We start from the raw sequence: 22,866 nt of genomic DNA, 5'->3' as shown, positions 1-22,866 counted from the left end.
TGTTTTTTTCCTAAGGAGTAGTTTCGATGGTAGCGGATCGTAATGATGTTCAGGCAGCGGGCCGTCGGCCCGCTCCGTCTCGCATTGCCGCGTTGACGGTCGAACAAGGCTTGCGCGAGCTCGACGCGGGCAAGCTCAGCAGTGAACAATGGACCCAGGCCTGCCTGGAGCGCATCGCGCTGCGCAACCCCGTGGTCAAGGCGTGGGTGTACGTCAACGGCGAAAAGGCGCTGGAACGCGCTCGCCAGGTCGACCGGGAAGGGCGCCGCCAGCGCCTGGACGGCGTGCCGTTGGGCTTGAAGGACATCATCGACACGGCCGACATGCCCACAGAACTGGGCGACCCGGAAATTTATCCGGGCCGCCAACCCGCCGCTGACGCGGCCGTGACCCGGCTGATGCACGACCTGGGGTTCGTGCTGCTCGGCAAGAACACGGTCTCGCGGCATTCGATCATGCTGCCCGGCCCCGCGCGCAACCCGCATGACCCGTCGCGCACGCCGGGTGCCTCGTCGGCCGGTTCGGCCGCGGCGGTTGCCGATTTCCAGACGCCGATCTCGCTGGGCACCCAGACCGGGGGCTCGATCGTCCGGCCGTCGACATTCTGCGGCGCCGTCGGCTTCAAGCCGACCATCGATACCTTGCCGTATGCCGGGCTGCGGCGCTATTCGCGCCCGCTGGATACGCTGGGGGCAATCGCCCGTTCGGTCGGCGACTTGTCGATCCTGTTCGGCGAAGCGCTGGGCGATCCGCGGTTCGACAGCGCCTTGCCCGTGCGCCGGGATTTCACCGTGGGGGTGTGGCGGCCGCTGGGGTGGGACGACGCCGAGCCCTGCGTCCGCGAGGCCTTCGACGATGCCATCGCGCGCCTGCAGCAAGCCGGTGTCCGGGTCAAGGTCCTGGATATGCCGAAGATCTTTACGCAGATCGCCGACGACCACGACATCATCATGGCGTACGACCTGGCGCGCTCGTTCAAGGAAATCCGGCGCGATCACCACGATAAGTGCGACCCGGCGCTGCTCGAATACCTGGACAAGGGCGAGCGCGATACCGCCGAGGATTATGCGCGCACGCTCGACCTGGCCGATGCTTGCAGGCGCGCCTTCATGGACGTGGCCCGCGATGTCGATGTGCTGGCCACGCCCGCCACGCTGGGAGAAGCGCCGGACGTCAGCGATACCGGCAGCAACATCTTCATCCGGATCTGGACGCTGCTGCACAACCCCTCGCTGACCTTGCCGATTTCGCGGGGCCCGCGCGGCCTGCCGGTCGGCCTGCAACTGGTGGGCTTCCAGAAGGAAGACGCGCGATTCCTGTACTGGGCGCGTTGCGTCGAAAGCATCCTGGGTACCCGGGTTCATGATGTCTAAGGCATGTGCCGGGCATTGAGCCAGCCAATCCGCCCGGCGGGCGGATTGGAGTTCGTTCTTTCCATGAGAAGTCGCTATGAGTAGTCTGTGGTGGGATCAGGCAAGAGGCAAGGAGCCCGCGTCGTCCCCTCTTCGGGGGGCGGTGCGCGCCGATGTCTGCATTGTCGGCGGGGGTTACACCGGCTTGTGGACCGCGCTGCAATTACGCGAACGGGCGCCGGATCTGGATATCGTCCTACTCGAGGCGCGCGAGTGCGGCTCGGGCGCCAGCGGCCGCAACGGCGGTTTCATGCTCAGTTGGGCGGCGAAGTTCGAAACCTTGCTCAAGGTCTGCGGCAAGGACGAGGCCCTGCGTCTGCTGGCCGAGTCCGAGCGCATCGCGTCCGATGTGGCCGATTACCTGCAGCGCCACGAAGTCGACGCGCATTTGCGCCAGGACGGCTGGCTCTGGACGGCGAGCAATACGGCGCAGATCGGTTCCTGGGCACCCTGCGTCGAGCTGCTGGCGCGCCACGGCCAGGAGCCGTTCGTCGAGTTGCCTGTCGAGGACGTTCAACGCATGTCCGGCTCCGCGCGGCACCTGGCCGGGGTATACGCGCGCACGTCGGCGACGGTGCATCCCGGCAGGTACGTGCGGGGACTGCGTCGCATCGCCCTGGCTAAAGGAGTGCGCATCTTCGAGCATTCGCCCATGCGGGCCCTGCGCGCGCGCGCAGGGCCGACGGTGTTGACAGAGCACGGCGAGCTGCGGGCTGCCAAGGTCGTGCTGGCAATGAATGCCTGGAGCACCCACTTTCGCGAACTGAATAACGGGGTCGTCGTGGTGGGCAGCGATCTGGTCGCGACGCCGTCTTGCCCCGAGATGCTGGAGAAGATCGGTTTGACCAGCGGCGCGGCCATATCCGATTCCAGACTGTTCACCAATTATTATCGGAACACCGTGGACGGGGCGATGGTTTTCGGCAGGGGAGGCGGAGACTTCGCTTTCAATGGCAGGATCGGCGATCTGTACGAAGGCGCTTCGCGCTTTGCCCGTGAAGTGTCGGAGATTCTTTACCGGTTTTATCCGGAACTGGCCCGCGTCGGCACTGTGCGTAGCTGGTCGGGGCCGATCGACCGCAGCCTCGACGGGCTGCCGTGTTTCGGTCACCTGGGCGGGCATCCGGATATCGTGTACGGATACGGTTATTCGGGCAACGGCGTCGGCCCGACTTATTTGGGCGGAAAATTCCTGGCCTCGATGGTGCTGGAAAGCGACGACGCATGGCGCCGTTCGCCGCTGGCGCGCGGCGTGCGCGGACGGTTTCCGCCCGAGCCGTTCCGCTATATCGGCTCGCGCATGGTCAAGGCGGCGCTGGTACGCAAGGAAGCTGCCGAAGACCGGGGACGCGCGCCCGCGCGGCTGGATACGATGCTGGCCGGCCTGGCCCCGGGCGGACTGGTGCCCGTAGGCACGAAGAAGGAGCCTTAGCTTAATAAAATTGTATTTTTTATCGTGTACTTGATCGTATAAGTCATTGGCTATAATGATGCGCCGCTTCTACGCCGTGCGCCAAAAGCGCCATCGCATTTTTCCTTACCGACATTTATGACTCGAGCCAGACGCCCGGCCAGTACATTCCAGGCCGTAATCCTCAACTTGCGAGAGAAGATTTCCCTGCAATCCATTCTGCCTGGCGCCCGTCTGACGGAAGACGAGCTCGTCGACAACTACGACATCCCCCGCGCCACGGCGCGTGAAGTGCTGGCGGTTCTCGAAGAGCGCGGCCTGGTGGTCCGGATTCCAAACAAAGGGGCTGTCGTCGCCCATGTCGACATGCAGTCCATCTATCACTATTACGATGTCCGCGAAGCGCTCGACGGCATGATGGTGCGGCTTGCCGCAAGCAATACCCGCCCCGAAGATTGGGCCGACCTGGTCGAGCAATTCGGCGAACCCTTCCAGACAGCCCTGGAGACGGGGGATGTCGATCAGTTGATCGCGCTGATCGAAACCTTCCGCGAGCGGCTGCAAAAGGCGGCCAACAACCCCATCTTGGCCGATCATGCGGAACGCGTTCACGAGCGCATCCGCATCGTCAGGCGGCGCGTCGCCCTGCTGCCCGGCCGCGCTGAAACCGTGGTGGCCGACTATCGCGCCGTCCTGGCGGCGCTGGAGCGTTCGGATGCCGTCGACGCCGAACGGCTCATGGGCATATTGAATCGCAACAATCGCGAAGCCATCAAAAAGTACGAACGCTACGTCGTATAGCGGCCCGCCCCGTCGCCGGGGCGGCCGGGGCTGGTCGAATGACGACAGCCAAGCTGTCGTCTTGCAAGTCGCGGGCGATCATTGCGCCATCCGGGTGTTATCGGTTCCAGCCCGGCTCAACGCTCAATCAAGCGTCGCGCCGGAATCCTTGACGACTTTCGTCCACTTCGAAATTTCCTTGGAGACATGGTTTCCGAAGTCGGACGGCGACGCGCTGGCTACCGGCCGCACGCCAATCGTTTCGAACTGATGAGCGACTTCCGGCATTTTCAGTGTCGATTCGATGTTGTCGTACAGCTTGGCGACGATGTCGTCCGGAGTCTTGGCGGGAACTACGATTCCGTGCCATGCGACAGCCTCATACCCGGGAAGGGTCTGCGATACCGTGGGCACGCCTTCCAACTGAGAGGATGGCTGCGCGGACGTAACCGCGAGCGCCTTGACGGCATTGGCGCGAATTTGAGGCAGGGCGGACGAGCTATTGTCGAACATGACCTGGATTTGTCCGCCTCTCAGATCGGTCATCGCCGGCGAGCTGCCCTTGTACGGCACATGGATAAGATCGACTTTAGCCATCGACTTGAACAGTTCCGCCGCCAGGTGCGTCGATGTCCCGACGCCGGCCGAACCATAGGCCAAGGCTCCCGGTTGCGATCGAGCAAGGTCGATCAGTTCCTGCACATTGTTGACATTCAATTTGTTGCTGACGATCAGGACGTTGGGCAGCTCGGCAAGTTGAGAGACGGGCTGGAAGTCCGTCGCGAATTTGAACTGCAGGTTGCGATACAGCGACTCGTTTATCGCATTCGCGGTGGTGGCGAATAGCAGCGTATAGCCGTCCGCGGGGGCATCCGCGACGAATTGCGTGCCGATGTTGCCGCCTGCGCCGGGCTTGTTTTCGACAATGACCGGCTGGCCGATCTTCTTCGCAAGCTGCGATGCCACGATGCGGGCGACGGCGTCGGTCGCGCCGCCGGCCGTGTAAGGGACGACCAGCCTTATCGGCCTCGTCGGATAGTCCTGCTTGCTATATGCGCTCGTCGTAAAGGCGAGCGCGATTGCCGTCGCGCCGAGCAGCATGGCACGACGTGCGGAATTGTGAGGTTTGCCGGATTTGGGGATACCCATTGTCTTCTCTCTATTAGTTCAAATTGATTTGGTCGTTCACCAGCCGATCGCATAGGCGGCTGCCCGACGCGGGTCCGCGCCGGCATGCAGGTTTCCATCCTGGAGGTTCGCGAAGACTGTGCACACGCCGCCGGCGCGCCAGATCCAATCCGGCCAGCGTTGGATGTCGTGTCCCAAATCCCGAAGGGCGGCCTCGGTGTTCTCGGCGATGCGGCCCTCGAGGCTCAGGCGGCCCGGGTAGTACGCATGGGGCGCAAAGGAATCCGGATGGCTATAGGAAATGAATCGCGGCTGTTCGATGGCCGTCTGCGGGTCCATGCCGAAGACGGCGATGTTGAGAAGCACCTGCAACATCGCCTGCACCTGGCTGTCGCCGCCCGGGCTGCCGAATGGCAGGACAAATTCGCCGTCCTTGATCGCCAAAGCCGGATTCGGCGTCAACCGGGGACGTTTGCCCGGCTCGACGCTCGCCGCGTGGCCAATAATGCCTCTCGATTGCGAACCGCGCGACGACGGGCAAAGCCCCGTGCCCGGTATCACGATCGTGTCTGTCGAGACGTCGCTCGGCGTTGCGGAGAACGCATTGCCGAAGGAGTCGACTACCGCCACATACGACGTATCCAGAGGAGCATCGATTTCAGGCGCAAGCTTCGCCGCCTTGACGGGTTCCCCTTCGTAGCCCGGGATGACGCCGTGCGGCGGCATCTCCGGCCAGGCCCGATCCGGTCGGATCATTTTTTTCCGCTCTTCGGCATAGGCGTGGGAGAGCAGGGCTTTGGCGGGAACGTCGATGAAATCGGGATCCGAGTAATACCGTTCGCGGTCGGCGAACGTCAACTTCAAAGCCTCGGCGACATGGTGGATGTAGGCGGGGGTGTTATGGCCCAGCGACTTGAGGTCGGTGCCTTCCAGAATATTGAGCGCCTGCAGCAGAGCAGGCCCCTGGCACCAGAATCCGCATGAATAGACGTCGATTCCGTTGAATCGGGTGTGCTGGGGCTCTTCGATGCGGGGTTTGTAGTCGGCAAGATCGCGCGCCGTCAAAAGGCCGCCATTTTCCTCATGGAACTTGACTATGGCGCGCGCGATATCTCCCTTGTAGAAAGCGTCATGGGCAGCCTGGAGCTTTTGTTCGCGCGAGCCCGCCATCGCCGTCTCCTGGTCTGCCATGTACTGCAGGCTCTTTGCGAGGTCGGACTGGACGAACACGTCGCCTACCTTGGGAGGCTTGCCGTTGGGCAGATAAATCGCGGCATTCGAAGGCCAGCGCGCGAACTTGTGCTTGGCTTCCTCCATCCGGTCGGCAAGGAACGGATACATGACAAAGCCGTCGCGCGCGAAGCGGATCGCATACTGCGCGACTTCCGCGAAACTCTTCGTGCCGTATTCGCGCAGCGCAAGGATCCAGGCCGCGGGGGCAGCCGGAACGACGGTGCGCAGCAATCCTTCCGGGATAACTCCGCCGTGGTTTTCGGCGAACAGCTTGCTGGTCGCCGCTTTCGGCCAACCGCCCAGACCGTCGATAGTGATGGTTTTACGGCGGTCGGCCAGATAAATCGCCATGGGAGCGACACCGGCGATGTTGACCTGGTCGCTATGTACGACGCCGAGCACCAGTCCGGCGGCCACGCCTGCGTCGACGGCGTTTCCGCCTGCCTCCAGGATCTGGAATGCGGCATGCGAGGCCAGATAGTGGCCGCTGGACACGACGTGCTTTCGGGCGGAAATGACCGGGCGATGGGCGTGATAGGTTGTTTCGACAGCGGCTGAGGCGCTAAATGAATCGACCGACATAATGATCTCTAAAGTCAAGAACACGCAGATTTGCCTCGCCCTACCAAGGCGGACGGGCAAGCATGCGAATAGCGGGGAGGGCTTCCCGTGTTAATCGAGCACGATAAAAGTCTTGCGGATTGCCTGGAGCACGTTCCAGGTGCCGAAGCAGTCGGCAGGAAAGTACACCGCGTCTCCGGCGTTGATCTCGACGGGTTCGCCGCCATCGGGCGTGAATGTGCAGCGGCCTTCCAGGAAATGGCTGAACTCGCGTTTCGTGATCTGACGGCGGAACGATCCTTCCGTGCATTCCCAGATTCCCGAGCTTGCTCCCTGGTCTTCGGGAATCGGGGCCGCGGCGGAGCGCGCGCTTGGACGTTGCCGTCCGGGCATCTCAGGCATTGCCTCGAACGCAGGCATGGCGGCGATGGTTGCGGTGTTGATCACGACGGGCTTTTTCATTACGGCTCCATTTATCAGGATTTATCTTCCAATCCGGAGGGCGCCAGGCTGGCCAGACGTACATCCAACCAGGCGGGCTTCACTCCTTGAGCTTCCGACCGCTCCTTGCGGAGCACTGCATTGCGCACTACGTTCCCGCCGATGAAACGGATGAGATCGGGGGGGAAAGTCCGGCAGTTTCGATTTACCAATGCGCATGAAGACCATTCGTCATGGACCCCAAGCGCGAGGCTGGAGAGGATCTTTCCGCCGATGTAGCTGGGTGCTACGCCGTTCCCGCTCCAGCCCACGCCATAGCAGATGTGGTCCGCCGCCTTCAAGCGGCCGAACACGGGCAGGCTGTCGAAAGTACGATCGACCGGGCCGCTCCATTTGTCCGCGATGGCGACGTTCGACAGCTCCGGATAGGCGCGGCGAAAATCGGCCTCCGTGAGTTCGAGTGCCTTGGGATCCCGGCTGAAGGTGTTGCCGATCCGGCGGCCGGCCTCAATCGCCCCGGTACCCTTGCCGTACACAATGCGTCCGTCCCTTGTGGTTCGGTAATAGCCGACCATGAGTTGCGAGTCGGTGATCGCTTCTCCGCCAGTCCAACCGATCTGTTTCAGCCTGTCGGGGATGGGTTCGGTCACCACGATTGCGCTGCTTACCGGCGTAATCAGACGCGCCAACTCCGGAATTGCGACAGCCCAAGCGTTGTTTGCGATCACAACGGTCGAGGCGGATAGTTCCCCTTCCGCCGTGACCAGCACCGCAGGCGGGCCTACCTGCAGGGAATCGACGCGCGTCCTCTCAAAGATCTGGATGCCCTTGGACAGAGCTACCCGCCGCAGCCCGGCTACCAGCGCGGCGGGCTGGACGGTCGCATTGCTGGGTTCGATGACACCCGCCAAGTGAAAGCGCGAGCCGGATCTTTGAGCGACCTCCCGGGGAGTCAGGCTTTTGAATGGAGTACGCCCAAGGCGTTGGCACATTGCCAGCGTCCCGGCCCAGGCTTCCTGCTGTGCCTCGTTGGTAGCTGTCCACATCCAGCCGCGCTGCGTGAAGTGCGCGTCAACGCCATGTTCGGCGCAGAATTTTCCCAGCGCGGAAACAGCGCCCTCCGATTCGACAGCCAGCCTCAGCGCCTCGCTACGGTCCGAAATTCCTAGCAGCGTCCCGATTTTCGGCCACCAAGACATCGCGAAGCCGCCGTTTCTGCCGGAGGCGCCGCCTCCGCATACGTCCTGTTCGAGCACCGCCACCGCCGCAGTGGGCGCGGCTTCCTTGATGGCGAGCGCAGTCCACAACCCGACGAAGCCGCCTCCGACAATTGCGACGTCCGCGCGCTGGCGGCCGGTCAACCGCGTCCTTGGAGAGCGGCCAAGCCCGGCCTCGTTGAACCAGTGGCTTCTCGCGAGCGACGGCATGGCCACCGCCGAGCCGAGTTGAATGCTTCGGATGCGCATGTTGGAAGTCGGAATCATTAAAAAACTACATATTTTCTGTCTACAGAAATAATATAGTTATTTTTTAATTCCGCCCTATGGGTGTTTACCCGGGGCAAGTTCATTGGCTCTAAGGGCGCCGAGCCGTGTTTTGCCGAATTTCGGATGCGCCAAGACGCTGGCCGAGCCGGCCATCAGGCGAGCCAAGGCCCCTCGGCAATCTGGCATAAGCCCGTGTAAACTACATCTTTTCTGTAGAATCTTGCGTCGGGGGCGCTCTCAGCGCGAACGCGCGCAAGAGCAAACATCAGTGATGACGACAGCTAATTTTCGGATCGGTGACATTGCGCGACTGACCGGTATCAGCATCTCAACACTGAGGCTCTGGGAACAACATGGCTTGATCACCCCGGAACGGACAGAAAAAGGCCAGCGCGTCTATACCGATGCGCAACTGCAGAAAGTTCATACTATTCAAAGGCTGAGGCGGGTCGAAGGCCTGAACATGACCGCCATCAAGCGAGTCATCGCCTCGCAGTTTCCGTCCCCCCCGCAGGCATCTTCTGACGACGCCTCCATCCCCGGCAGCTACACCCCTGACGTGACTCCCTTGGGAGCTCGCTTTCGAGCGGCGCGCGTAAGCGGCGGGATGTCGTTGAAACAGGCGGCGGATGCATCCGGCTTGCCTATTTCGTTCATTTCGACGTTTGAGCGAACGAATCGAGGGGCAACCGTCGCGAGCCTCCAGAAGCTGGCGGCCAGCTATGGCACCACGGTGACCGAGCTGTCGACGAGCGGCTCGCGGTCAACGGCCATAGCGGCCGAAGTCGTGAGACGCGGCGAGGAAATCGTCGCGCCGCAATTCGAGCCCGGCATCAGGATTTTGCAGCTCGCGAACCAATTGCAGGCATTGGACTGTCAACGGTGGATTCTCGCGCCCGGCGTCCGCAGCGAGGGAGCCTACTCGCATGCCGGCGAGGAGTTCATCCACGTTCTGAAAGGCGAGCTCATCATCACCGTGGACAATGATGCCGCTGTCCGGTTGCATGTCGGAGACAGTATTTCCTTTGACAGCCGCAAACCCCACATGTGGGTAGCCAATGGGGAAGGCGAGACGGAGCTTCTTTGGGTGAACACGCCGAAGAGCTATTGAATCCGCGTGGGAAGCGAGGCGCGCCTGGCGCGCCGGGGGCGGTTCAACGCAAGAAAGAAGGCAAGATCAGGACGCCCTTCGTCCTTGGTGCAATCATTGACCTGCGCCATTGCCTTGACCTGTTCGGCCCTGATGGAATGGTGCAGGCCAGGCAGTGCATCACGCCCCGCGCCGCACAGGTCGACCAATGGGTCGAGAACTCCTACCACTTATACGTCACCCGGCCCAGCACGGTGCGGCTCTCTCCGTAGAAGCAGGCATAGGTGCAGGACGCCACGTAGTCCTTGTCGAACAGGTTGCGCACCGTGATGTCGGCGGTCCAGCCCTTGAAGGAAGGATTGCGCGCGCCGAAGTCGTAGCGCAGGGCCGCGTCGAACACGGTGTAATCGCCGACTTTGGCGGTATTGGCGCTGTTGACGGTGGACCCCATATAGCGCACGCCGGCGCCGACATTCAGCCCCGCGAGCGCGCCCGCCTGCACCGTGTAATCGGACCAGAGCGAGGCCATGTTGCGGGGCCCGGCCTCGGGCGTGTTCCCCTGGGTATTGGAATTGCTCTTGGTGATCTCGGCGTCGGTGTAGGTGTAGGCCGCGATCAGGTTCCAGCCCGACGCCACGTTGGCCGTGGCGGACAATTCAAAGCCGCGCGAGCGCACTTCGCCTTCTTGCACGCTGTAGATCGGGTTGGCGAGGTCGGTCGTCGGGACGTTGGTGCGCGTCAGCTCGAAAATGGATGCCGTCACGAACGAGTTCGAGCCTTTGGGCTGGTACTTGACGCCCGCCTCCCACTGTTTGCCCTTGGTCGGGTCGAACGGCGCGGTGCCGCGGGCCGGCGAGGTGGTTCCGGCCTGCGGCTGGAACGAGGTGGAATAGCTGATGTAAGGCGCCAGGCCGTTGTCCGCGAGATAGAGCAGGCCGGCGCGCCACGTGAACGCGTTGTCTCCGGTGCGCGTATCGGCGCCCGTGAGCTTGTTCAGCGTCTTGCCGTCCGCGTCGTCGTAGCGGCCGCTCAGCACCATCACGAGCTTGTCGTCGAATTTGATCTGGTCCTGCAGGTACAGGCCGACTTGGCTGCGCTTCTCGTTGGTGTAGGTATCGGGCCGCGCCGGCAGCACCACGCTGGAGCCGTACACGGGATCGAAGAAGTCGATCGGCGCGAGGTTGTTGTAGCCGGCGTACTGCTTGCGGGTGAGCGAGGTCTCCGTGTAGTCGAGGCCGAACAGTACGTTGTGCTTGAAGCGGCCGGATTGCCAATTGGCCTCGAATTGGTTGTCGACGCTTACGCCGTGGGCGTCGTCGTCGCGCCGGTAGGCGCCGCGCTCGGCCGTCGAGAAATTGCTGCCGGCCACCCAGCTCCACCAGTACGCATGATTCGCGCGGTTGCGCGATTGGGCGTAGTTCAGGTTCTGCCTGAACTGCCAGGTGTCGTTGAAACGATGCGCGAACTGATAGCCCACATTGCCCATCTCCTGGTCCCATTTGCTCCAGTCGGGTTCGCCGGTGAAGCGGTCCCGCGAGATGCGGCCGTTCGGGTTGTACTTGACGGTGCCTTCCACCGGGTAGCCGGCGTTGTTGACGGTTTTGTTCTTCATATAGCTCGCCAGCAGCGTCAGCGAGGTATCCGGACTGATGCGCCAAGTGAGCGCGGGCGCGAAGTAGTAGCGGTCGTCCGGGATATGATCGATCATCGTGTCGGCGTTGCGCACCAGCCCGGTCAGGCGGTAGGTCAGCCGGCCGTCGTTGTCGATGCTGCCGCCGAAGTCGCCGGCGAGCTGCCTGTTGTCGTGGGAACCTCCGCTCAGTTGCAGTTCGTGCAAGGGCGTTTCGGTCGGACGCTTGGACACGACGTTGACGATGCCGCCCGGCGAGGCCTGGCCGTAGAGCACCGATGCCGGGCCTTTCACGACTTCGATGCGCTCGAGCGCATAGGGTTCGGACATCACGCTGTAGTGAGGCAGGGGCATTTTCAGCCCGTCGCGGAACATGACGCCCGGATTGGTGCGCACGTCGAAGCCGCGGATGATGAAGGGATCGTCGGTGCGATTGAAGCCTTCCTGTACGACGATGCCGGGCGTGTAGCGCACGGCGTCGCCCAGGGTCTGCGGGTTCTGTTCGCGGATCTGCGCGGACGTGACCACCGAAATCGACTGCGGCACCTCGATCAAGGGGGTGTCGGTCTTGGTGCCCGCGGTCGTCGCCGAAGCCACGTAAGTCTCGGAGTCCGGCAGGGCGCCGATCACGTTTACCGCCGGCAGCGTGGAGGTTTGCGGCACGGCCGTGAGCGTGACGTTGTTGTTCTGGATCGAGTAGCGGATGTTGCGGCCGTTCAGCAGGCGCTCCAGCGCCTCGGTGGGCTCCATCCGGCCGCGCACGGCCTGGCTGCGCAGGCCTTCGATCAGGTCCTGGCTGTACAAGACTTGCAGATTGGCCTGCCGGCCAAGCTCGTGCAGCGCCTGGGCGAGGTTCTGGGAGGGAATGTTGATGTCGACCGGGGCGGCCTGTACCGAGGCGCTTAGCGAGGCGAGCGCACCCAGCAGCGCAAGGATCAAACGGCGGGGGTGGAACGGGGAATGCTGGCCGCGGAGGGCGGCGTTCGATCTGGCTCGCATGAGGGCTGTCTAACCGAAAAAGGATTGAGAGTAATTACGACTGACAATCATTAAGACGGCCTTGCGGCGCGAACTAGGAACGCAGAGTTGAAACTAAATGAAACCACCCGCGGGCGAGCCGCCGCGGGGCCGGTCCGGCGTCGTTCCGGGAGCCGGCCAGCGATGGGCCGCCGCCGTTTATCGAGGAGGATTGGGCACCAGCGCCAAGCTGCCATCGGCCTTGCGCAAGGTACGGACAGGAAGAATGTCCGGCAACGCCCGGATCAGTTCCGCCACGTTGCGCACATCGTAAGTGCCGCCCAGGCGCAGGCCCGCGACGGCGGGATCCACCGTCGTGTAGCGCGCGTCGGCGGGCAAGTAGCGATTGATCTGCATGATGGCGTCGCGCAGCGTGGCGTTGTCCAGCACCAGCTTGCCATGGCGCCAGGCCGCCGAGTCGGCGCCGCTCACGGCCCGGGTGACGGGATCGCCGCGGGTGGTGTAGCGCGCCTGGGTCAGCGGTTGAAGGCTCACCTTTTTGCCGGTTTCGCCGGCGCGCAGATCCACGCTGCCTTCGACCAGGGTGACGATGACGGTGTCGCCCGATTTCCAGACATTGAACGCGGTGCCGGTGACGGTGACCGTGCCGGAGCCCGCTTCGACCACGAAGGGATGGGCGGCATCGTGCGAGACCCGGAAATACGCTTCGCCATCGCTCAGGCGCACGCGCCGCGTGTCGCGGTAGTTGCGGTACACCATGGACGTGTCGATATTCAGGTCGACCTCGCTGCCGTCGTCGAGCGTGACAGTCGCCATCTGCGCGCCGCTGCCGTAGCGGTGGTAGGAACTGGGCAGCAGGGCGAACCACCAGCCCGCGCCCCAGCAGGCCATGCCCAGCGCGCAGGCGCCGAGGGCCCATCGGGCGGCGGCGTGCGAACGGCTCGGCCGCACCCGTGGCGCGGCCGCGGTTTCCTCGGCCGGCAGGTCCCGGGCCATCATCCAGAGATCGCGCACCGCCTCGTATTCGCGGGCATGGCGCGGGTCCGCCTCGAGCCAGGCTTGCAGCGCCGCGCGGTCCTGTTCGGAACAGGATTCGTCATGGATGCGCACGCACCATTCCACGGCCTGCTCGGTCAGGACGTCATCCTGCTTGCCGGAGGAAATCGTGGGAGGGACGGCCATGGCTGTTAATATAAATGAGATTTGTTACACTTCAGGCGCCGTGCATGGCTCTCAAGGAAAGCACGGTTCCAGGCGGCATTATGCAGGATCCCGCCTTTTGCGCCTCAGTCGGGATCACACGGGGGAAGGCCCGGATGGAGCAGTACTACAAAGATCTGTTGCGATTCCTTGGGCGCAAACTTGGCAATTCACACGATGCCGCCGACGTTGCCCAGGAGGCCTACGTGCGCGTGCTCGATCGCAACGGAGACTGCGCCATCGCCCAGCCGCGGGCATTTCTTTTCCGTGCCGCGCTCAATCTCTGCACCGACCTGCACCGCAACCGGCACCGTGCCCAGGCCGTGCCGCTGGATGCCGAAGCCGAGGCCGTCATGTGCGAGGCGCCGCTGCAGGATGAGCGGTTTTATCGCCGTCAGCAGTTGGCGCGCCTGGAGCGCGCCCTGCGGGAACTGCCGCCCGCTTGCCGCCAAGCGTTCCTGATGCGGCAGGTCGAAGGCATGTCCCACGGCGAAATCGCCAAGAGCCTCGATATCTCCGTCGACATGGTGAACAAGCACCTCACGCGCGCGTTGCGCCATTGCCGCACCCGCATGCGCGCCTGGGAACACGACGCCGGCGCTTGAATTTTCCGGCCTGCCGCCGCTCCGGATGCGAAGCCTCCTCGCGCCGTCCGAGGCCGGGATCCTGGCGCGAAACCGTCGCGTCCACGCAACGAATAGCCCCAAAATTGGATCGCCATGACGGTGGAAAAGACATTTCCAGATTCCGCGCTTATAGGCAATAGCGGTTCGTAGCCGGCGGAATCACCGGGTTTTCCCGGAAATCCGATCGATTTGCGCGCGGCGTATTGCTTGCGCTATCGCCGCCCCGCATATAAATTTGTTTGATCGATCAAGCAAGCAATAGCGCGGTCTTTTCCATGCGGAAAGCGCCGCGCCACCCATCCTATGCCTTCCGAAACATCCGGGCTCTTGCGCATTGCGCATGCCGAGGCGGCTCTCGGCTTTGCCGGCCAAGAACGCAGAATCCTCAAAGAAATGCAGGCCATGCGAGAACGCGGCCACCATGTGGAACTGATATGCAGGCCAGAAGCAAAGCTCGTCCAGGCCGCGACCGAAGCCGGTATTCCGGTGCGTACGCTGCCCATGGGGGGATTGCTGAATTTGCTGCGCGGCGCGCCCAAGGTTTGCCGCATATTGCGAGAGGGCCATTTCGATGTCCTCAATACGCATAGCCGCATCGACACCCTGCTGGCCGGATTGGGCGCGCGCATGGCGGGCACGCCGCTGATCGTGCGCACCCGCCACTTGACCAACCGGGTCAATTCCATGCTGGCATACACCTGGGTGCCGCACCGGGTCACCACTGTCAGCAACCATGTCCGGGAATACCTGATCGAGCGGGGCGTGCCGGCCGACCGCGTGGAAACGATCTATTCCCCCATCACTCTGCCGCCGCCGGGTCTCCGGTCGGCGCTGCGCGAAGAACTGAACCTGCCGCCCGAGGCCGTGGTGGTCTGCTGTGTGGCCATCCTGAGGGCAACCAAGGGGCACCGCGAACTCATCGAAGCCTTGCGGCCCCTGATGAAGGACCGGCCCCAGGTGCATCTGGTCCTGGTGGGCAGCGGGTCGCCCATGTTCGAACAGTTGCAGTCCATGATCGAAGAAATCGGCCTGGCCGACCGCATCCACATGCTGGGATTTCGTCATGACGTGCCCAACATCCTGGCCGGCAGCGATATTTTCGCCCTGGCGACCCAGAAAGAGGCGTCGGGCACCGTCTATGTCGAGGCCGCCGCCGCGGGCCTGCCCGTCATCGGCGTCGACGTGGGCGGCGTGAGCGAAATGGTGAAGAACGGGGAGACGGGCATATTGGTGCCGGCGGGCGAGGTCACGGGGCTCCGGGCCGCGCTGGCCAATCTGCTGGACGATGACGGCCTGCGGGCGCGCATGGGCGCGGCGGGTAGGCGCATGGTGTATGCCGAGGGCAAGTTCTCGTTGGCTGGCCTGGCGGAACGCACGGAGCAGGTCTACCGCACCTGGCTCGCGCAGCTCGGCTTCCACGGCCCGGCCGCGCCGGGCTCGCATTAGACGCCAGCCACATGTTCAAAGTATCCGTACGGCATGGCGTGGCCGAGCCCCCTCCCAGCGCGCTTGGGTTGAAGGTCCTTTCCCAAGTGCCCTCCCTTCCGGGGGCCAGCGCGCCGTTCGAAATCCTGGACCTGAGGCAGGTCACCATCGCGGCGGCGGGCAGCGAGCGCGACGTATATCTGCACCCTACCGACGGGTCTCTGCTCATCAAGATCATCAACCGGGCGCGCATCGACGAGGTTGGCCGCAAGCGTCCCTGGCACAAGCGTTTCCAGCGCGAGGACGCGCATCGCGTCTTCATCGCGGAAATCGTCGAGTACATCGCCACGACCGTGCGCCAAAGGGCGGACCAGGGCAATACGCTGATGGCGCGCATCGCCGGCGTGGTCTTGACCTCGCAGGGCCTGGGACTGGTGGTGGAGCGCATCGTGGATGTGCGCGGAGACCTCGCGCCCACGCTCAGGCAGGTGGTGGCCCAGCAGGGTTTCGGACCGGAGCTTCGCATTCTGGTGCACGAATTCTTCATGGGGCTGATCGATGCGCACGTGATCTTCAACGACGTCAGCGCCAGCAACATCGTCCTGGGCTTCAATGCCGACGGACGGAAGGGGCTCTATCTGGTGGACGGCTTCGGATCCAAGCAATTGCTGCCGCTTTATGCCTGGAGCAAGGTGCTCAATGGCAGGCGCCTGCTGCGCAAGTACCAGGAAATGGCGCGCAAGCTGTCATAGCGTCCGGCGCTATCCGCGCCTGCCTGGGTGTATTCCCATTGTCTTCGCGATGACTTCCAGCATGATTTCGTTGGCGCCGCCGCCGATGGCGGTCTGCCGGAGGTCGCGATAGGCGCGAGAGATCCAGTTTTCCGTCATGACTCCCTGGCCTCCCCAGAACTGGAGGCATTCGTTCGGGATCTTCATGGATAGCTTGCCCGCGTAGTACTTGGCCATCGAGGCGAACTGCGCGATGTCCTGGCCGTCCAGGTATTGTTCTATGGCGCGATACAGCAGCGAGCGCAAAGCCTGGATTTCAGTCTGCATTTCGGCCAGCTTGTGGTAGACCACCTGGTTCGACAGCACCGTGCCGCCGAACACTTGCCGCTGGCCCGCATAGTCGATGGTTTCCTCGATGGCCCGCTCCATCGACCGCATGCCGCGCGCCGCGACGAACATGCGCTCTTCCTGGAACTGCTCCATCTGGTAGATGAACCCCATGTTCTCTTCGCCGATGCGGTTGCTTGCCGGCACCCGCACGTCGTCGAAGAACAGTTCCGCCGTGTCGGAAGCGCGCAGCACCAGTTTGTCCAGCTTGCGCGAAACGCTGACGCCGGGGGATTTCAGGGGCACGATGATGAGGGACTTGTTCCGGTGCGGCCCGCCTTCCTGCGAGGTGTTGCACAGCAGGCAGATCCAGTCGCCCTGGACGCCGTTGGTAATCCACATCTTCGAGCCATTGATGATGTAGTCGCCGCCGTCGCGGCGCGCCCAGGTCTTGATTTGGGAAACGTCCGAACCCGCGGAGGCTTCGCTGACGCCGATGCAGCCCACCAGGTCTCCCGCGATGGTCGGCGCCAGGTATTCGCGCTTGAGCGCATCGCTGCCGTGATGCGCGAGGGCGGGGGTGCACATGGTGCTTTGCACGCCGATGGCGGAGGTCAGTCCGCTGGAACGGACCTCTCCCAGGGTTTCCGCAAAGACCATTTCGTAGCTGAAGTCCAGCTCCATGCCCCCGTACTCGGCGGGTTTGCCTATGCCCAGCAGGCCGGCGGATCCGAAGGCCTTCATGACGCGATGGGCGGGAAACATCTGTTCCGCCTCCCATTCGTCCAGATACGGATCGAGGTGTTCGGCGATGATGCGCCGGGTGGTCCGCTCCAGTTCGCGATGCTCATGGGTGAAGTGCACGACTTTCCTCCGTGGATTAATTGGCCGCCGGGGCCGGGCGGGCGCCGGCCAGCGCGACCTGGCCGGCGATCAGCGTGGCGCCGGCGGCGTCCTTGACCCAGACGCCGAATCGTCCGGGGGAGCCGGCGAGGCTTTCGCCGCCGGCGATGATGGCGCCGCCGGCATGCAGCGGCTTCAGGAACCGGATGTCCAGATCGAACCGATCGAGGGCCGCGGGGCCGAACGTGCGCGCCAGCGATTGCCAGATAAGGTTCACCGACAGGGTGCCGTGGGCAATCGTGCCGCCCATCGGCGTCGCGGCGGCGAATGTCGGATCGACGTGCAGGGGATTGAAATCGTCGGTCAGTTCGGCGTAGAGGTCGATGTCCGCCTGGCTGACTGTCATGGAGACGGTTTCCAGGGTTCGTGGCATGGCGGTCATCAGGCGGCCCATATCAGATTCATCTTTCCGGTATAGAGCGCCCGGCCGCCGGCGCCTTTGCCGCTGACCTCCAATTGAAGATAACGGCGGTCGCGCCGCATTTCCTTGTCCAGGCAGCGCACGCGGGACCGGACCACCTCGCCGGCCAGCGGCAGGTTCTGGACGGCGAGCTCCTGGCGCGCATGGATGTTGCCGGGCGGCCGAGGCGTCACGATGTTCAGGTAGGCCCGCATCATCAAGGCGACGGCGAGGCCGGCCTGGCGGGCCGGCGCGTCTTGCGCCTGCGCGCCGAACAGGCGATCCCAGAGGGCAAGCAGGTTCGCGTCCAGCGGTTCTTCCCAATCGCCGAGGACGGCGCCGGGCGTAAAGCGTTCATAGGTGTACAGATCGCTCATGGCGTCTCCGGTTCTGCGATGGGGACCGCTTGGTCGCCGCGCGGCTCGAACCCGATCCGCACCCGCTGGCCGATGGCCAGCGGCGCGCCGCGCGCATTGACCATCAACCGGAAGCCTTCGTCCAGGTCGACCAGGGCGATGACATAGGGGGTGTCGGCTTTGAAGGCGGCGGTGGGGGCGCGATGCACGGTGGTGTGGCTGAGCACGGTGCCCTGGCCGGCGGAGTCGCGCCAGGACAGCCGCAGGCCATGGCAATTCGCGCAGGCGCCACGGGGAATGCGTTGGACCGCGCCGCAGTCCTCGCAGGCCTGATAACGCAGGATGCGGTTCCGGCAGCCGTCCCAGAAAGGGCGGGTGTCGGCAGTGGGGCGAATAGGAGGCTTTTCCATGTCAGGCGGCTCCCAGGACGAGTGAGCAATGGGCGGAGAGAATGCCGCCGTCGCCGTGCACGAAGGCCAGCTTCGCGCCGTCGACCTGCCGCAGGTCCGCCTGGCCGCGAAGCTGGTGCACGGCTTCGACCGCATGGAACATGCCGCCTGCCGCGCCCGAGTGGCCGTACGACAGCAGGCCGCCGTGGGTGTTGCACGGCAGCGCGCCGTCCAGGCCGAGCTGGCCCTCCAGGGCCGCGGGCCCGGCTTCGCCGCGCGCGAAGAAGCCGATGGATTCGAGTTCGGCCAGCAGCGTGATGGTGAACGAGTCGTAGATGAGCGCGACATCGATATCGGCCGGCCTCAAGCCGGCGGCCGAGAACGCCCGCTGCGACGATGCCTTGCAGCCGAAATCGACGAGGCTGGGCGCGGCGACGATGTGTTCGTGCGTATGGCCCTGGCCCGCGCCCAGGATCTCGACGGCGCGTCGCTGGCCATCGTGGCCGGCCGGCCGGCGGCTGACCACCAGCGCGGCGCCGCCATCGGAGACCAGGCAGCAATCCAGCAGGCGCAGCGGCGAACTGATTTCACGGGATTTCAGCACGTCGTCGATGGAGATCGGTTCGCGCTTGTGCGCCTTGGGATGGCGGCCGGCGTGGCGGCGGTGTTCCACCGCGATGGCGGCCAGGTGTTCCGGGCTGACGCCGAACTCGTGCATGTAGCGCTGGGCGACGAGCGCGTAGGATGCCGGCACGCTGATACCGAAGGGGCGCTCGAATTGCGGATGGCCGACCTCGGCCAGGGCCGCCACCGCGCCGTCTCTGGACAGCCCGGTCAGGCGGTTGTCGCCCGCCACGACCAGCACGTGGTTGCATTGGCCGCTGGCCACGAGCGCGGCCGCCTGCATGATCATGATGCAGGCGCTGGCGCCGCCGGCCTGGATGGCGGCGCAGAAATTCGGGCTCAGGCCGGTGTACTCGCAGAAGACGGAACCCAGCATCAGGTGGGGTTCCGTAAAGGAATAGGCGCACAGCACGCCGTCGATATGGCCGGGCTCCAACCCCGCGTCGCGGATGGCGCCGAACGCCGCTTCGGCGTGCAGGCCCATGCAACTGGAGCCGGGCAGTTCGCCGACGCGCGTGTCGCAGGCGCCGGTGATATACGCGTTCATGCTCATGCCGCGCCGTCCTTTCCGGACTTGGCGGGCCAGGCGAATGCAAGCGGCTGTTTGTCGAGGAAGCGCGCCACGGCGTCGTCGTGGTAGGCGGTGTGCAGGGCCAGCGCCTGCGCGTGGGATTCGAGTTCGGCCAGCGTGTTCTGGTCGAGGTTGAAGGAGCGGTTGAGAATGTTCTTGGACATGCCCAGCGCTTCGGTCGAGGCGGAATGGAAACGGGCCGCCAGTTCCAGCGCCTGGTCCAGCAGGGTTTGCCTCGGCACGATCCGGTACAGGATGCCCAGCGACAGTGCCTCGTCGGCATCGACCTCGCGCGCGGAAAACACCAGCTCCTTGGCGCGTTGCAGGCCGACGATGCGCGGCAACAGGAAGAAGCCGCCCAGGTCGGGCACCAGGCCGATGCGTCCGAATACGGCGCAAAAGCGCGCGGCCGGCGTGCCGAGAATGAAATCGCAGGCCAGCGCGAGATTGAAGCCGGCGCCGAAGGCGGGGCCGTCGACGGCGGCGATCACGGGCTTTTCCAGGTTGACCAGTTCGTGAAACCAGGTGTGCAGCCGGCGTATGCGGTCGCGGTCCTTGTAGATAGGCCGCTTGGCCTCGGACAGCGATTTCAGGTCGCCGCCAGCGCAGAACACCCCCTGCGCGCCGGTGACGACCACCGCCTTCACGGCGTCGTCGTCGCGCGCCTCGAACACGGCTTCGGCCAGGCTCTGCCGTACCTCGAGGTCGAATGCATTGCGCCGCTCGGGGCGGTTGAGGGTGATGATGAGCGTCGCGCCGCGGCGCTCGCGCAATACGAAATCGGTCATGGCTTGAATCCCAGGCTGTTGGCGATGATGTTCTTCTGGATCTCGCTGGTGCCTTCGCCGATGACGTAGACCAGGGCATCGCGGTGGATCCGTCCCACGGGGTACTCGCGCATGATGCCGGCGCCGCCGAAGATGCGGATGGCCTGCTCGCTGACCGATACGGCGGTCTCGCTGGCGATCAGCTTCACGCGCGCGGCGGTGGCGGCGTCCAGGGTTCCCTGGTCCACGCGCCACGCGCCGTAATAGACCAGCCAGCGAGCCGCCTCGATCTGTGCCGACATCTCGGCCAGCTTGTGGCCGATCGCCTGGTATTGGCCGATGCGTTTGCCGGCGACCAGCCGGTCGTTGGCGAAGGCGGTGGCGGCATCGAAGGCGGCGCGCGCCATGCCCAGGGCGTTGGCCGCCACGCCCACGCGGTTTTCGCTGAGCGATTCCAGGATCAGGGGATAGGTGCCTTCCATTTCGCCCAGCAGGCAATCGTCGGGCACGAAAGCGTTGTCGATATGGATCAGCGCGGTTTCCGAGGCGCGTATCCCTTCTTTCTTGAGTTTGGAAATGTCGAAGCCCGGATTGGGGAGTTCGACGATGAACAGGCTGATCGATCCCGGGCTCAGTTCGGGCCGGGTGCGCGCCGCCACCAGCAGGAAGTCGGCGAACGGCGCATTGGTGATGTACAGCTTGCTGCCATGCAGGCGCCAGCCGCCGTCGACGCGTTCGGCGCGGGTTTTCATGGCGCGCACGTTCGAACCGCCGTCGGGCTCGCTCAGGCCGAAACCGGCCACTTTCCGGCCGGCCAGCGCGGGCGCGAGGAAGCGCTCCTTCTGCGTTGCGGTGCCGGCCTTCCAGATCGGCCAGATGCCCAGGTGGGTGTGGGCCGACCAGGTCGAGGCGAAGGCCTGGGACAGGTAGCTCAGTTCTTCCCGCACGATGCAATCGCTGATCTTGTCGAGCCCGCTGCCGCCGTCGGCTTCGGGATAGCGCACCCCCAGCAGCCCCAAATCCCCCCAGCGTTCGAAAACGTGCCTGGGGAAGGTTTCCTGCTCTTCCGCATCGAAAACCAGCGGGGCGAGTTCTTCCTGGCAGAGCCGCCGCACGGTGTCCCGCACCGCTTCGTGCTCATTGGAAAAGGCAAAGCTCAAGCTCACGGATATGCTCCTTTTGTCTCCGCCGTCGGTGGCGCCCGGCCTGGGATGGACGGAAGGCGGCTATGTTTTTGAATATTCTATATAGAGAATTAAATTCTCGTTAAAAAATATCATAGCCATGCTTTTGCACAGCGTCAATTGCAGGACTCGTCCTTTTTTCCTTGACAAGCCCAATGGCCAATTCTAGACTTTATTCTCTATAAAGATAATTATTCGCCATAGAGAATATCGGAGACAACATGAAAATCGTAATCCGCCGGCTTCATCCATCATTGCGGGCGGCCTGCGCGGCCGCCGTCGTTCTTGCCGCGCCGGCTCCGGCGTTGGCCGACACCGTTTATCCCTCCAAGCCGATCGAGATCATCGTGGCCTCTTCGGCCGGCGGGATCCTGGACACCATCGCGCGCACCGCGGCGCATGGAATCGAACGCCTGGGCCAGCCCGCCGTGGTCAAGAATCTGCCGGGCGGCGGCGGCACCATAGGCACCCAGGCCGTGGCGCGCGCGCCGGGCGACGGCTATACGCTGGGGGCGGTCGCCACCAGCCATGCGATCAATCCCAGCATGTACGCCAAGCTGCTCTATGACACCGCGCACGGTTTCTCAAATGTGACGCAGATGGTGGAACTGACCAATTTCCTGGTCGCCAATCCATCGGTGCCGGCATCCAATCTCAAGGAGCTCATCGCGCTGGCAAAGGCCAAGCCGGGGACCCTGACCTACGGGTCGGCGGGAGTCGGGCAGTCCAACCATTTGTCCGGGGAATTGCTGCAGCAGGACGCCGGCATCAAGCTCGTGCACGTGCCCTACCGGGGCAGCGCCCAGGCGTTGACCGATTTGCTGGGCGGTTCGCTGTCCGTGATGTTCATCGACGCGCTTTCGGCGGAGCCCTACGTCAAGGCGGGAAAGCTGAAGCTGATCGCGGTCACCGGCCTGACGCGTTCGCCGGCCTACCCGGACTATCCCACGTTGAACGAATCGGGCCTGCCGGGCTTCAATGGCAACACGTGGCTGGGGCTGGTGGCGCCGGCCGGCGTGTCCAAGGGCATCGTGGATAAATTACAGGCCGCGGTGCGCGCGGAGTTCGAGGACCCCGCGGTGCGCAAGCGGCTGCTGGGCCAGGGCGTCATCCCGGTGGCCTCGGCCCCGCAGGAGTTCAGTGCATTCCTGGACGGCGAAATCCAACGCTGGGCCCAGGTCATCAAAACCGCGGGCATCCAGGCGAATTGAA

20 protein-coding genes and 1 pseudogene are annotated in these 22,866 nt (G+C 64.0%); 8 read left to right on the top strand and 13 right to left on the bottom strand.

Annotation, left to right across the window (positions count from 1 at the left end):
• Positions 1 to 26: 26 nt before the first annotated feature.
• The 3 genes from AVE30378_RS15020 to AVE30378_RS15010 all read left to right on the top strand — a co-directional run bounded on the left by AVE30378_RS15020 (position 27) and on the right by AVE30378_RS15010 (position 3,624).
• Positions 27 to 1,373: an amidase gene (locus tag AVE30378_RS15020; protein WP_129241675.1), complete on the top strand. Its 1,347-nt coding sequence runs from the start codon at positions 27 to 29 to the stop codon at positions 1,371 to 1,373.
• Between the two features lie 76 nt (positions 1,374 to 1,449).
• Positions 1,450 to 2,844: an NAD(P)/FAD-dependent oxidoreductase gene (locus AVE30378_RS15015; protein ID WP_129241674.1), complete on the top strand. Its 1,395-nt coding sequence runs from the start codon at positions 1,450 to 1,452 to the stop codon at positions 2,842 to 2,844.
• Between the two features lie 117 nt (positions 2,845 to 2,961).
• The gene (locus AVE30378_RS15010; RefSeq protein WP_129241673.1) at positions 2,962 to 3,624 is read left to right on the top strand and encodes a GntR family transcriptional regulator; all 663 of its coding nucleotides are present in this window, start codon (positions 2,962 to 2,964) and stop codon (positions 3,622 to 3,624) included.
• A gap of 123 nt (positions 3,625 to 3,747) precedes the next feature.
• Here AVE30378_RS15010 and AVE30378_RS15005 read toward each other — a convergent pair whose 3' ends face one another.
• From AVE30378_RS15005 to AVE30378_RS14990, 4 genes are all read right to left on the bottom strand, one after another.
• The gene (locus tag AVE30378_RS15005; RefSeq protein ID WP_129241672.1) at positions 3,748 to 4,752 is read right to left on the bottom strand and encodes a Bug family tripartite tricarboxylate transporter substrate binding protein; all 1,005 of its coding nucleotides are present in this window, start codon (positions 4,750 to 4,752) and stop codon (positions 3,748 to 3,750) included.
• Positions 4,753 to 4,788: 36 nt separating this feature from the next.
• On the bottom strand, positions 4,789 to 6,546 hold the full coding sequence (locus AVE30378_RS15000) for a gamma-glutamyltransferase family protein (RefSeq protein ID WP_129241671.1): 1,758 nt from the start codon (positions 6,544 to 6,546) through the stop codon (positions 4,789 to 4,791).
• Positions 6,547 to 6,636: 90 nt separating this feature from the next.
• Complete coding sequence (locus AVE30378_RS14995) at positions 6,637 to 6,987, bottom strand: cupin domain-containing protein (RefSeq protein ID WP_244235057.1); 351 nt, start codon at positions 6,985 to 6,987, stop codon at positions 6,637 to 6,639.
• A gap of 14 nt (positions 6,988 to 7,001) precedes the next feature.
• Positions 7,002 to 8,450, bottom strand: a complete 1,449-nt coding sequence (locus tag AVE30378_RS14990; RefSeq protein ID WP_244235056.1) for an NAD(P)/FAD-dependent oxidoreductase — start codon at positions 8,448 to 8,450, stop codon at positions 7,002 to 7,004.
• Positions 8,451 to 8,724: 274 nt separating this feature from the next.
• Between AVE30378_RS14990 and AVE30378_RS14985 the strand changes: the two genes are divergently transcribed.
• Entirely contained in the window at positions 8,725 to 9,564 is an 840-nt protein-coding gene (locus AVE30378_RS14985) for a MerR family transcriptional regulator (RefSeq protein WP_129241670.1), read from the top strand.
• A gap of 202 nt (positions 9,565 to 9,766) precedes the next feature.
• Here the strand turns inward: AVE30378_RS14985 and AVE30378_RS14980 are convergent.
• Both AVE30378_RS14980 and AVE30378_RS14975 read right to left on the bottom strand, forming a co-directional pair.
• Positions 9,767 to 12,219: pseudogene (locus AVE30378_RS14980) on the bottom strand (TonB-dependent siderophore receptor).
• 130 nt (positions 12,220 to 12,349) lie between these two features.
• Entirely contained in the window at positions 12,350 to 13,333 is a 984-nt protein-coding gene (locus AVE30378_RS14975; protein WP_129241668.1) for a FecR family protein, read from the bottom strand.
• Between the two features lie 44 nt (positions 13,334 to 13,377).
• On the opposite strand from AVE30378_RS14975, the gene AVE30378_RS14970 reads away from it, so the two are divergent.
• From AVE30378_RS14970 to AVE30378_RS14960, 3 genes are all read left to right on the top strand, one after another.
• A complete protein-coding gene (locus tag AVE30378_RS14970; RefSeq protein WP_244235055.1) occupies positions 13,378 to 13,956 on the top strand; it encodes a sigma-70 family RNA polymerase sigma factor in 579 nt (192 codons plus the stop codon).
• Between the two features lie 324 nt (positions 13,957 to 14,280).
• On the top strand, positions 14,281 to 15,423 hold the full coding sequence (locus tag AVE30378_RS14965; RefSeq protein WP_129241667.1) for a glycosyltransferase family 4 protein: 1,143 nt from the start codon (positions 14,281 to 14,283) through the stop codon (positions 15,421 to 15,423).
• Positions 15,424 to 15,434: 11 nt separating this feature from the next.
• Positions 15,435 to 16,154, top strand: a complete 720-nt coding sequence (locus tag AVE30378_RS14960) for a YrbL family protein (protein WP_129241666.1) — start codon at positions 15,435 to 15,437, stop codon at positions 16,152 to 16,154.
• A gap of 9 nt (positions 16,155 to 16,163) precedes the next feature.
• Here the strand turns inward: AVE30378_RS14960 and AVE30378_RS14955 are convergent, their stop codons facing one another.
• Genes AVE30378_RS14955 through AVE30378_RS14925 form a run of 7 tightly spaced genes read right to left on the bottom strand, consistent with a single transcriptional unit; the run spans position 16,164 to position 21,636 of the window.
• Positions 16,164 to 17,324 (bottom strand): acyl-CoA dehydrogenase family protein, encoded by a 1,161-nt coding sequence (locus tag AVE30378_RS14955; protein ID WP_129241665.1) that lies wholly within the window; start codon positions 17,322 to 17,324, stop codon positions 16,164 to 16,166.
• A gap of 16 nt (positions 17,325 to 17,340) precedes the next feature.
• Positions 17,341 to 17,736 carry a MaoC family dehydratase gene (locus AVE30378_RS14950; protein ID WP_129241664.1) on the bottom strand — a complete coding sequence of 132 codons (396 nt, stop codon included), beginning with the start codon at positions 17,734 to 17,736 and terminating at the stop codon, positions 17,341 to 17,343.
• Between the two features lie 8 nt (positions 17,737 to 17,744).
• Positions 17,745 to 18,140 carry a hypothetical protein gene (locus AVE30378_RS14945; protein WP_129241663.1) on the bottom strand — a complete coding sequence of 132 codons (396 nt, stop codon included), beginning with the start codon at positions 18,138 to 18,140 and terminating at the stop codon, positions 17,745 to 17,747.
• Positions 18,137 to 18,529: a Zn-ribbon domain-containing OB-fold protein gene (locus tag AVE30378_RS14940; RefSeq protein WP_129241662.1), complete on the bottom strand. Its 393-nt coding sequence runs from the start codon at positions 18,527 to 18,529 to the stop codon at positions 18,137 to 18,139. Before AVE30378_RS14940 ends, AVE30378_RS14945 begins: the two co-directional genes overlap by 4 nt.
• A 1-nt stretch (position 18,530) precedes the next feature.
• Positions 18,531 to 19,685: a thiolase family protein gene (locus AVE30378_RS14935; RefSeq protein WP_129241661.1), complete on the bottom strand. Its 1,155-nt coding sequence runs from the start codon at positions 19,683 to 19,685 to the stop codon at positions 18,531 to 18,533.
• Positions 19,682 to 20,491 carry an enoyl-CoA hydratase/isomerase family protein gene (locus AVE30378_RS14930; RefSeq protein ID WP_129241660.1) on the bottom strand — a complete coding sequence of 270 codons (810 nt, stop codon included), beginning with the start codon at positions 20,489 to 20,491 and terminating at the stop codon, positions 19,682 to 19,684. Before AVE30378_RS14930 ends, AVE30378_RS14935 begins: the two co-directional genes overlap by 4 nt.
• Positions 20,488 to 21,636, bottom strand: coding sequence for an acyl-CoA dehydrogenase family protein (locus AVE30378_RS14925; protein ID WP_129241659.1), 1,149 nt, complete (start codon positions 21,634 to 21,636; stop codon positions 20,488 to 20,490). The genes AVE30378_RS14930 and AVE30378_RS14925 overlap by 4 nt, the downstream gene beginning before the upstream one ends.
• A 239-nt stretch (positions 21,637 to 21,875) precedes the next feature.
• On the opposite strand from AVE30378_RS14925, the gene AVE30378_RS14920 reads away from it, so the two are divergent.
• Complete coding sequence (locus AVE30378_RS14920; RefSeq protein WP_244235054.1) at positions 21,876 to 22,865, top strand: tripartite tricarboxylate transporter substrate binding protein; 990 nt, start codon at positions 21,876 to 21,878, stop codon at positions 22,863 to 22,865.
• Position 22,866 lies beyond the last annotated feature (1 nt).

It is taken from the genome of Achromobacter veterisilvae (assembly GCF_900496975.1).
In the GTDB taxonomy this organism is placed as follows: Bacteria; Pseudomonadota; Gammaproteobacteria; order Burkholderiales; family Burkholderiaceae_B; genus Achromobacter; species Achromobacter veterisilvae.
Note: the sequence above shows the minus strand (reverse complement) of the source record. Positions and strands in the feature narration are given on the sequence as shown.